At 39.7% G+C, this 10,507-nt stretch carries 8 protein-coding genes; 1 reads left to right on the plus strand and 7 read right to left on the minus strand.

The window, feature by feature from the left end; translation table 11 throughout:
- Positions 1-200 precede the first annotated feature (200 nt).
- Positions 201-500 (plus strand): hypothetical protein, encoded by a 300-nt coding sequence (locus AM629_RS15910; RefSeq protein ID WP_054480245.1) that lies wholly within the window; start codon positions 201-203, stop codon positions 498-500.
- Positions 501-1,633: 1,133 nt separating this feature from the next.
- Here the strand turns inward: AM629_RS15910 and cas6e are convergent.
- The 7 genes from cas6e to AM629_RS24690 form a co-directional block, all read right to left on the minus strand.
- Entirely contained in the window at positions 1,634-2,257 is a 624-nt protein-coding gene (gene cas6e / locus AM629_RS15915) for a type I-E CRISPR-associated protein Cas6/Cse3/CasE (protein WP_235525491.1), read from the minus strand.
- A 37-nt stretch (positions 2,258-2,294) separates the two neighbouring features.
- Positions 2,295-3,041 (minus strand): type I-E CRISPR-associated protein Cas5/CasD, encoded by a 747-nt coding sequence (gene cas5e / locus AM629_RS15920; protein WP_054480247.1) that lies wholly within the window; start codon positions 3,039-3,041, stop codon positions 2,295-2,297.
- A 12-nt stretch (positions 3,042-3,053) separates the two neighbouring features.
- Positions 3,054-4,088 carry a type I-E CRISPR-associated protein Cas7/Cse4/CasC gene (gene cas7e / locus AM629_RS15925; RefSeq protein ID WP_054480248.1) on the minus strand — a complete coding sequence of 345 codons (1,035 nt, stop codon included), beginning with the start codon at positions 4,086-4,088 and terminating at the stop codon, positions 3,054-3,056.
- 20 nt (positions 4,089-4,108) lie between these two features.
- Positions 4,109-4,690: a type I-E CRISPR-associated protein Cse2/CasB gene (gene casB, locus AM629_RS15930; protein ID WP_054480249.1), complete on the minus strand. Its 582-nt coding sequence runs from the start codon at positions 4,688-4,690 to the stop codon at positions 4,109-4,111.
- Complete coding sequence (gene casA, locus AM629_RS15935; RefSeq protein WP_054480250.1) at positions 4,690-6,294, minus strand: type I-E CRISPR-associated protein Cse1/CasA; 1,605 nt, start codon at positions 6,292-6,294, stop codon at positions 4,690-4,692. Before casA ends, casB begins: the two co-directional genes overlap by 1 nt.
- 14 nt (positions 6,295-6,308) lie before the next feature.
- Positions 6,309-9,026 carry a CRISPR-associated helicase/endonuclease Cas3 gene (locus AM629_RS15940; protein ID WP_054480251.1) on the minus strand — a complete coding sequence of 906 codons (2,718 nt, stop codon included), beginning with the start codon at positions 9,024-9,026 and terminating at the stop codon, positions 6,309-6,311.
- An 842-nt stretch (positions 9,027-9,868) separates the two neighbouring features.
- Positions 9,869-10,207 (minus strand): Fic family protein, encoded by a 339-nt coding sequence (locus AM629_RS24690; protein WP_338049402.1) that lies wholly within the window; start codon positions 10,205-10,207, stop codon positions 9,869-9,871.
- Positions 10,208-10,507 lie beyond the last annotated feature (300 nt).

Below are 10,507 nucleotides of genomic sequence, written 5' to 3' on the forward strand. Positions count from 1 at the left end.
TTACACAGTGACAATTCACTCGAACTGAAGTGGCTTCCCCCACCCTATCGAGGGCTTACGGCAGTTTTTGCTCAGTGATAACAGCAGGTACTGGGCTTATCGTAGTCATGATTTATGGGCGCAACAGCTTAATCACCGTCGTTCATATCAGCAAGTGATATTGCAGGAGCAACCGGTGGTTCTACTACGCCCTAAAAGGGATGGCATTTACTATCACTAATGATTTACAGGAAAACCACGGTGAACTTGCTGAGAAACTGGATGAGCTAGAAGGAGAGTTACAAGAAAAAATCATCAATTGGCTAAAAGAGCATCGGCAAGATGGCGGTGCCATTAGCAACCTTACCAGTACAAATTACTCACAGATGCTCAATAAACAACACATAACCACCGTATCCCCATCAGCACAGGGAACACTTTACTCTCATTACTTAACTCTTTTCTATTATCGGTTTATCCCCGCAAACACGAGGAACTCTTTTACCCTACCATCACTATAAAACCCGAATCAGGTTGATCCTCGTAGACCACAAGGAACGCATTGCCGTAGACAGGAATAGCTCTGTTTTTAGCGGTTTATCCCCGTAAGGACGGGGAACATGGTATATCTCGGCTGAATTAAACGCTAACTGTTCGGTTTATCCCCGTGAGCAAAGGGAACTCTTTCCCAAACCGAAAATACATCAGTATCAGTTCGGTTCATCCCCGCATACAAGAAACGTTTACGAGTCACCTTTAGCCTGACATTCACAAAAGTAGTTATCCTCGTAGGAACAAGGAACACAGATTGCTACTAGTTACATCCCTGTTACTGTCCGGTTCATCCCATAGAGACAGGGAACGTAAGGAAGACAAATCAGTAGTGTCATTTTCGTACGGTTTATCCCCGTAGGTATACAGTTACAGGGAACATTTCCTTAGCTTGATGCTACTTAGAGCACTACTGGGTTCATCCCCGTAGAGACGGGGAACATTGAGCGAGCTTAACAAAGCATCACTCTTGACGCGGTTTATCCCCGTAAAGACGAGGAACATCTCAGAAAAATGATTTATCCATTTTAAATACTCTGGTTTATCCCCGTAAACACAAGGAACACTCAAATTCTCTCATTGATGAGGTTTATCGAGTTTGGTTTATCCCCGTAGGTACAAGGAACACTCATTAGCGCTATCTCTCATCGTTAATTATAACGGTTTATCCCATTGAGCAAGGGGACATATTCTTTCTGGTCCAAACGTCACAGAGGTTTCTGTGCATCCCCACAAGCGTGAGGAACAGGGTAATCATTCTACCCATACCCTTCATCCTTCAAATTGCTGCTTTGTTGGCTGCGTTCACTTACCCCGGTCACATCGTTATCTATGCTCCTGGGGATGCGTTCTCTTGCCGCCGCGCTGCAAATTGAAATCTATTGGGTATATACTTTTTAGAATAGCGACTAATTCCCATTCTATCAAGGAAATCGCAATATTAATGCATTAGTTAACAGTATTGCTTTTACCACGCGTTTGAATCATAAATGTGCCCTTTGTTAAGCTACAACCTAATAAGTTTTACGGACACAAACACTTTAACATCAATACGCTTATCCCAATCAAGATTATTGAATTACGATTTTCAATAAAAACGCCATCATACAGCTCTGATTAACATTAATCCGCATCCCATAGCCTTAGCCCGACCAAAACCTTTTGCGTACTGAGCCAAATACAAATCACTATTAGTAATGGTCAAAAGACCTTGAAAATCGACACTAGAAAATTGTATTTTCTGCCCTCTCTTTTTTACGCTTCGATGCTGGGTATAACCTTCAATATCCAATAAATCATCAAACTGGATACCCCATTGCTGCATACGACGATTATTCAGGAGCCAATTACGGGCAGCATCCTCCATCATAACCTTTATTTTTTTCTGTCCAGTTTCCCCCCGCTGTTTTGCCTGAAACTTAGCATGCATCAAGACGTCATGACGCCGGCGTTTACCAAAAGGATCGATAATACAGACTGTCGGATTGACACGTAATTTGAAAGCTAAACGTTGTCCCTCTTTTAAGAGGGGATAAAATGCTTTCGTTTGAACATCGAATAATGGTGATTCAGTTTGCGGTGAAGTTTTAGACAAAACATAAAACACAGGTAATCCTATCATTCCAATTTCTTGCCGAAATAAAAAATGACGTTTTTCGTCTGCTGAAAATAATTTCCATAACAATTGATGAGAAGTATAAACACCATTTTCACCAAGTTTTTCCAATATATTTGCTGTCTGGCTTGATTGTCGGAGCATAATTTTAGATAGATACATCAACACCCTCCTCAACAGAAAATTGATACATAATACGTTGCCTGAATTGCCAACGTCCTCGGTTAATCGGCTCATCCCAAGGATAGTTTATTAAGGTATTTGTAGAGATCATTTCATCTTTATTTCCTTCCCAAAAATAAGTAACAAAACCATCTGCTCTTAACCATGATTTATCTTCTTTATCAGAATGAGTCAGCGATGGAAAAGGCGTATCCAATGCACCTTTTAATGTCGATAATTCAATCAATTTAGGGCAAAGAGGTAAAGCTGGCGGGCAAGATTTACGTCCAAGGTGCAAAACAAATACAGGTTTAAGTAAAGCATCCCGCAGTTGTTCAAGCGTAAAAGAAGCGTGCCCAGTTAATGCAATAGCGACTATCCAAATACCATCACAACGATAATCACGATTCGATAATATGGTATTAAGTTTATCTGCACTTAATTCACTTTTACGGCTCTGATGAACGACGTTATTATCGTGCGTCGGGACTTGTGTCGTATGGTAATCACGTATTAAAGAACCAGGAATAGTTTGCTTAATTGCTATCAATACACTTTTTTGTAATTTTACTAACTCAGATTCATTATCTCGTCGAATACCTAACGCTGCCCCCAATAACCCCAAAATTGCAGAACGACCAGGATATAATCCCGTTGGCCTTTCTCCCCCAACCGCTGACTGGCCCCAACTTGCCATAGAACCATATAAGCGAAAGACTAAATACGCTTTCATTCTGCCCTCCCACTACCGAGCCACAAATTCAAGCAGTTCAGTCAAACGCCCTTCTCCGGTGAATGTGTTGAATGTATATCGCTCATCAGCACAATCACCATAAACCTTATCAATATTTTGCATTTGCTTTTCTAATGCATTAATTGCAGATGGGCCTTGGTTACTGTCATTTATCGGTTTTAAAAATGAGACAGATAAAGAACGAGGTTGTTGTTCACCTTTTTCAGCGAGAGCAAAACTGGCATAAGCACGAGAAGCGAAACTATTTTGTTTACCCGTTGGCGATATTTTTACAGCGGCTTCTGTCAATGCTTTAATCGCTTTATTAGCAAGCACTTCATCACCGCCCAAATTCTCTATCAATTGCGTTTTATTAATACAGATGTAGCTGTAAAACAGCGCAGCCGCAAAACCCGCCTCTCCAATATGGGCTGAACCCGTATCTACCTTACCATCATTTAAATCATCCACCGCCGTAAAATAGTCATCTTCAACGACAACAGTATGTACACTAATAGCATGAGCAACCTGGCAAGCGGCTTCGACGTTAAATGCAGGACTTGAAGCTAGCATTCGACCAAACAAAGCAATATCTACAGCAGTTTGCTCAGCTTTTAACAAATTAAGTTCTTCGGATGTCGGCGCTCGGCCTTCTTCTGCCAGCACTGCAACCAGCGACATAACAGACCGCTGCTCTGCCGGGCTGATATGTGCCAACTGTTCAATTTCTAAAGCATCTTTTTTAGTTTTTCCAAAAACACCAGCAATACTTGAAGCCAATGCCTTAGCTGATTTTTCTTTCACCCCAGCACTGATCAAAGCTTCAAATACCTTAATACCAAAACGCTTTGTGCGAATGCCAATATTCTCTGATAACGCCTGCTCAAATAATTCAGAAGTACGCCAATGGCGTTTCAAACTTTGAGAACTTACACGTAAACGTTCAAAACCACCCATTTTGGCTGTCTTAGGACGACCTAAATCATCGCGGTTAAGATTAGATGGCGCATAGGAAGTTAACAGGTGTAATTGAATAAACTGACTCATAATGATTATCCTAAAATTAACTAATGAAGATCTGATAAATCAATCGATTTTCCACTTGCAGCACGGTAATAATCCACAACCCACTTCACATTAATACGCTTATTGGCCTCATAGGGTGGTAGTTGTCTATATTCAGCAAACCATTCCTCAATATCCTGAGCTAGGGCCAGAACCGAAATATTGCCCTTTACTTGTTGTAAAATTCGACGTAATTGGTGCAATAATTCGTTCGGTGTTCTGGCACTTTGTAGCTGTGAAAATCTCAATTCACTGACGACCGATCTATTTCCACCGCCTTTCCTACCTGCTGCCACGGCGAATTTAATGTTACTGTTACTTTTAACATAAACTAATGACACCGCTATCGTTGCCCAATATTCTATTTTTACCGGATTGTTAGATAAGCTAATTTCATCAGGTAAGCTGAGCCATAAATCCCGAAAACTTTCGGTTAACATGGCCATTTCAATATTTTCACAGCGTTTTAGTTGAGCTTTATAAGTAGAAGGCGCTGGAGCAATACCTTTCTCTTTTAATTGTTCTGGCGACAAAAACATACTTTGCCACCAACGCAATAATATGGTTTCAATTTTACTGTCCATTACACTTCCTGTTTACCAGATTGAATATGGTTATTGGAAATAAATATTTTGATCTCTTTTAAAGCATATTGCCCATACAGCCCCATTATTAACTGCTGACGTGCCTTGATGCGTTTCGCCATTGAACGCTCATTGCCAAGCCCAGATAATGTAATATGTTCATCAAATAAATCTCTACAAAGATGGCGCAATGTATTGAGCCAATGTTTAGCTTGCTCCTGCGTAAGAATAGGCTCATTCTGTTTTGTATTATCGATAAGTTGATGAATAACTGAAAAAAATAAAGACTCACTGCGTTGCCAGAAAATAAGATCAATAAAAGAAATGTCGCCTTTTACATCAACAGGTTTTTCAAACCAAGCCGCTTTTATTTGGTTTCGGCATAGCCAAATCACATTGGTTGCCAGCTTTTGTAGTTCTTTGACTTGATTCAGAACCTTTTCTTGTTGTTCAGGCAAGACAAAAAACAATGGCATAGTAACAGAATACCAACAACGTGCTTTCATATTATCCATATCGTAGCCAAATACCCACAAACGAGGCATTACATTTTGCAATTCAGCCAAATCACGACATAAAGCATAAAAATGACTGACTACAGGCGCACAACGTTGCCCTTTGTCACTATGACTAAAAACCAAAACATCCCAGATTTTGTATGTCACTCCTCCTGGCTGGCCTTTAATAGATAAATGTTCTGCTGTTTTTTTGGGGTCCCATTTATAAGGCGTTAACGGATGTTCCCAATTACCGGAATAATTACCACCATAGTTTTGTGTACGATATTCAGAAACAGTGAATGTAGAACACTTACCTGAAATTTTACAAACCTGCTTATTTTTCTCCACCACAAGACGTATACGCCTCGGCATCGCCCAATACATATGTAAAGGATGAACATCAGCGGAATAAATTTCCGTCCCTTGCTCAACACTCGCTTTTGTTGGTTCTAACCAAGGAAAAACCTGTGCACTGGTTAAATCAGGTTCTGAATAATGCCATGCGCTGCGATTAATGACGTTTAACCACAATTTTTGCCATAATGTTGCATCAGTTTGTTGTGGTAATACTAACGTGGTTAATGGCCCTCCTCCCCGTAGCCCGACCCGATGTCCCACACCACCTGATGGCGCATTAATTTGTAAGGTAAAAAGTGCTAAAGCGGCCATTTCAAGAGACATAACATCACCGATGCCTCGTTTAACAAAATGATCAGTATTAAGCTTTAATCCATTGGCTCCCGGCGCTTCAATTAACAGCCCAGCAACAGTGGTTAATTTTATTTTTTGCAGCGGATCAAAATCCTGCATAAAAAGAGGACCTGTACCGGTAATATTGAAAGCATGTACGACTTTATTAAAAGCGTGTTGTAATGTTTTCTTATCTGGTGATGTTTCATACAGGGCATACCATTGATATTTATCTTCAGGCGCAAAAACGGTTTGCAATAAACCAATAGCAAATTGGTAAGCTGCTCCTTGAAAATCAGCTCGCGGTAAAGCGAAGTCCACAACATCATGATCACATATCGTATTCATGGGCAGTACTTTTTCACTACCATCACGTAAGCGGAAAGGCAACCACGGGTCCTGAACCAAGTTCATAACACCTCCTGCTGTTATTTTTCACAAAAGCCTATTGTTGAAGAATAAGTAAAATTCGGATCTTTTTCTGGCAACCAAGGTTGCAAATATTTAATTTGATGGTACCGCTGTTGCAATCTATTGAGAGCCGGAATTAATTTAGTCGGAATTGGGGCTAATTTATCCGCATATTTATTTTTAGATAATTTAACCGTACTTAATGGCACTGAAAACTCTGCAGAATTTACCCATGGCACGAGTTGTCCTGAATCAGTCTGTTTAAGTAATAACACCTCAACAGTTTCAATATCACAGTAGCGCGTATTAATACCTGAATCATCTTCATACCAACTATCAGCACTTCGATCACAGTAACCATATAACTGCCATTGCAACCAATAAGATTTAGCTTTAGCTGCCTGACTTCGTTCTTCGCCAATTAACACATCTTCTCGATGTCTTAACGCTTCAGGTACTTGCTCATCATCATAACCATAAACTGCTTCAATTAATTGACGAGCATCCATAGGCATACGTATTGCACCTAATTTTCTCAACACTCGCATGCCTAACCACAGACGTGCAGGAGATCGATAAACATATTGTGTGTTACGGAAATTATGGCTTAACCAATCTGATTCAGGGTTCTCCTTCCAGTCAGGAGCATGGACAAATAGTACTGGAGCAGGGCGTGAGTCTTTAATGCTATGTTGATAAATACCATCACTATCACGAGTATGGCGATGTAAACGTCCAGCTCGCTGAATCAGATCATCGATAGGACAAATATCTGAAATCATGACATCAGCATCGGTATCTAAACTTTCCTGAAATACTCGCGTAGCAATTAACGCCTTACCCCGGCGCATCTCACCATAACTATTTTTACCAAAAATCGTCATCACACGACTTTCAATTTCTTTTCGATGTTGCAGTACAAATCGGCTATGAAATAATAAGCAACGTTCAGGTTCAGTAAGCAAATTTCGCAACACCTGATAAGCTTCAATCGCATCGTCTACGGTATTTCGAATCCAAACTACGCATTGCCCTTGTACAATGGCGGCCAATACTTTTTCAACACAACTTCCAAAGCTATTTAAGAATTCGACCTTAACTTCCCGATTAACGTCTTTTCGACTCGATAACGGTTGTTCAATAATGGGTGATACAGGGTTTAAATCTATTTTTGTTGCTAGCGGGAAATCAATTTTTTGCAGTAATTGAGAATTCAGTCCGCCGGCATTCAGCCAAATATCCGCTAAACGTTGACGCTGTTTAAGGGTCAGTGTTGCTGTTAATAAAATAGCCGAGCCACCTTGATAAATATGCAACGCTAATAAATTTTCCAGTAAATTAAACATAAATTCATCAGCTGCGTGGACCTCATCAACGATTAATACCTTGTGATTAAGCCCAAACAATCTCAATGATTGATGGCGCCTTGGTAATACAGCCAATAACGCTTGATCAATGGTCCCGATCCCAACAGGCGCTAACAATGCTTTTTTACGTGAATCGGCTAACCATTGACTGCACAGCACTGAAGCCGTGATATCTGTTTTACCATCGTTTCTATCTATATATCCTGAAACCAAGGCAGCGGCACAAAATTGCTCATTCATCTTCCATGTACCATGAGCTAAAACAATATCTGGCTTGCTACCATCTTCTGTTGATAGCATTTGTTGATAATGTTCAGCCATCCGGCTAAACATCGCATCGGACGTCGCCATACTAGGCAGACCGAAATAAAAACCATCGGCGGCTTTTGCTTGCATCAAACGATGTGTGAGCGCTAATGCCGCTTCTGTCTTTCCTGCCCCAGATACATCTTCCAAAATAAATAATTGAGGAGAATTATCTATTGGTATTGATTCAGCCCATTGTTGCAATGGCGTGGCGGCAAATCCGTAATATTCCTGAATGGAAATAAATGGTTTTACTATTGGCGCTTTACCTAATTCTGTCGCCATGACAGCTTTTTCTGCCACTGTTTGGGCATATTGCCAGTAATTCGTTAATGACATAGGTTCAGATTGATATTTAAAATAGTGATTATCAGAACCAATCCAATCCGCCAATACTGTAATACCGGCAAACTGCCAACTCACTTGCTCTAATCGCCGCCGCCATTCTTTGGATCGTAGTTTTTCAATGGGAAACTTAGGTTGTAATAATTCAATTAAATGGTGGGCAAAAAGTGTGACAGCATTAAAATTATGAGGTTCAGTAAAACATTTAATCACTTTATAGTCTGTTTTATCAATTGGCTGACCATGATGTCCTAATACACAATCCATGAACACCATTAAGGTATCAAGCATTTCTTGCTGCTCTCCTTGCTCAATACCTTCAATATTAACCAGTCTCTTAAGTAACTTCGTTTTGATATTTTCCCAAAAATACAACCCCAGACGAGCATGACCAAAATAACGGCCATTATATTTCTTCAAGCAATAGGGTTGAAACAGACCTACTGCTTGATGGGAAAACAATCTTTGAAAAGCAGACGCAAATTTACCAATATCGTGCAAAGCCAATACAAAAGAGATGATGCTTTGTAATTGCTTCGTAGATAATGCCAAAAAATTAGCAAGATCTTTGGTCAACGATCTTTCCAAAGAAAGCAGCTGTATTCCTACAGCCGCCACATCTAAACAATGATAAGGAAGTAGATGATAATCTGCATTATTAGCCTCTGGCTCACTCTTCGACTTACCCCAGTATTGAAAATAAATTGGTATTTCCATCTAAAATCCTTCACTTAAACACTTTTTCCGCATACCTTTAGAACATAATGCGAAAATTTAGATCAAAAAAATACTACTTTCTGTTTTTTTAGGATAATTCTGTATAAAAACGCCTTACCTAAACAGATTAAATTTCCTACTGACTCCTTCAAGCATCAGTCAGAATTAGAATGACATCGTATTGCAATGAAACCACTTGACAGGCCCCTCCATAATTATACATTTGATAAATAAAGAAAATCTTATGAAGGTTCTGTACCATTTCATCAAGAATTCACTTGGGTTGATTACCCTATCCATAAAATGTCAGGTCAATATGAGATGAAAGTACTGATGGGTGTTTAGCTCTGTCAATATACAAATAGATTTATGAATCACATTTCCAGTCATTAATCGTATAAATTTAAATCCTGGGGCAAAAACATAGTGAAGGAGTTAATTAATCAATTTACCTGAATCAGCGGCATGATTAACATCAACACGCTTAACAACCACATGACCATTTAACCGAGTGAATGCAAAGATTATCAGTGTATTCCCTTCCATTGTTTAAATTGAGCAGGCCGAAGGCCATACCTCGCCAAAACACCTTCATGCAATCGCCGTAATTCCTCAATAACCCATGCTTTTAACGTGTCACATTCAGATGGACTTAATTCATTGGAAATCAATTTATCTATAACCTCAATCGAATCCATTTCCGGTGTGACAACAACCTGATAGACAACCTGCTTAATAGTATTTCTATATTGTAACCTTAACGGGTCTGGTTCAGTAATTTCCTGCTTAAGAACCAGATATTCTCGAGTAGAACGTTCGTAAGCCCATAAATAGAGATCTCGTCACCATTCAACTCTGGTCATTTCATAAACACCAAGCATTGCGCGGCTATATGCCTCTTCCGGTACATCTAGAAAAGTCAACGGACATAGATTTGAACGAAGCAACGGCAAATTAGCCGCCAGGCGGGAAGTTCGTTTATTTATATCTGCAAAAGGTTGTAAATACGGCAAGTGGACCATGATGAAAAATGATTGTTCAAATAGATCTGAGATAACTTGAGCTTTCGCAAGCAACGAAGCTAAAACCTCACTAATATAGACCTCTCCCGATAACGGCCTGAAAACACTTTTTCCTATTTCAACCTGATGCTGACGGATACGTCCTTCATCTATACCTATTACCTTTCAAGTTGCTTCTTTGGTGGCTGCACTCACTCATCCCGGTCACAGAATTATCTATGACATAGTTATCTATGCTCCCGAGGATTCGCTCCCTTGCCGTCGCGATCCATCTTGAAATCTATTGGGTATATACTTATTGAATATATTTAAGGATATTTATCTAAGAATCAACACGAACACCCAACCATATTATAGAAACGAAGCAACAGTATTATTCTGCAATTATTAATAAATATTAAAAAAATCTCCAGATTTTACACTAGTGATTCCATAGATATTAATGAACAAGAGTTAGTT

Origin of the sequence: Photorhabdus heterorhabditis, from assembly GCF_001280945.1 — a bacterium.
In the GTDB taxonomy this organism is placed as follows: domain Bacteria; phylum Pseudomonadota; class Gammaproteobacteria; order Enterobacterales; family Enterobacteriaceae; genus Photorhabdus; species Photorhabdus heterorhabditis.

Excerpts from the sequence above, each read along its gene's own strand:
- casB (WP_054480249.1), bottom strand. The coding sequence starts at position 4,690 with ATGGACAGTAAAATTGAAACCATATTATTGCGTTGGTGGCAAAGTATG.
- casA (WP_054480250.1), bottom strand. The coding sequence starts at position 6,294 with ATGAACTTGGTTCAGGACCCGTGGTTGCCTTTCCGCTTACGTGATGGT.
- AM629_RS15940 (WP_054480251.1), bottom strand. The coding sequence starts at position 9,026 with ATGGAAATACCAATTTATTTTCAATACTGGGGTAAGTCGAAGAGTGAG.
- cas5e (WP_054480247.1), bottom strand. The coding sequence starts at position 3,041 with ATGAAAGCGTATTTAGTCTTTCGCTTATATGGTTCTATGGCAAGTTGG.
- cas7e (WP_054480248.1), bottom strand. The coding sequence starts at position 4,088 with ATGAGTCAGTTTATTCAATTACACCTGTTAACTTCCTATGCGCCATCT.
- AM629_RS15910 (WP_054480245.1), top strand. The coding sequence starts at position 201 with ATGGCATTTACTATCACTAATGATTTACAGGAAAACCACGGTGAACTT.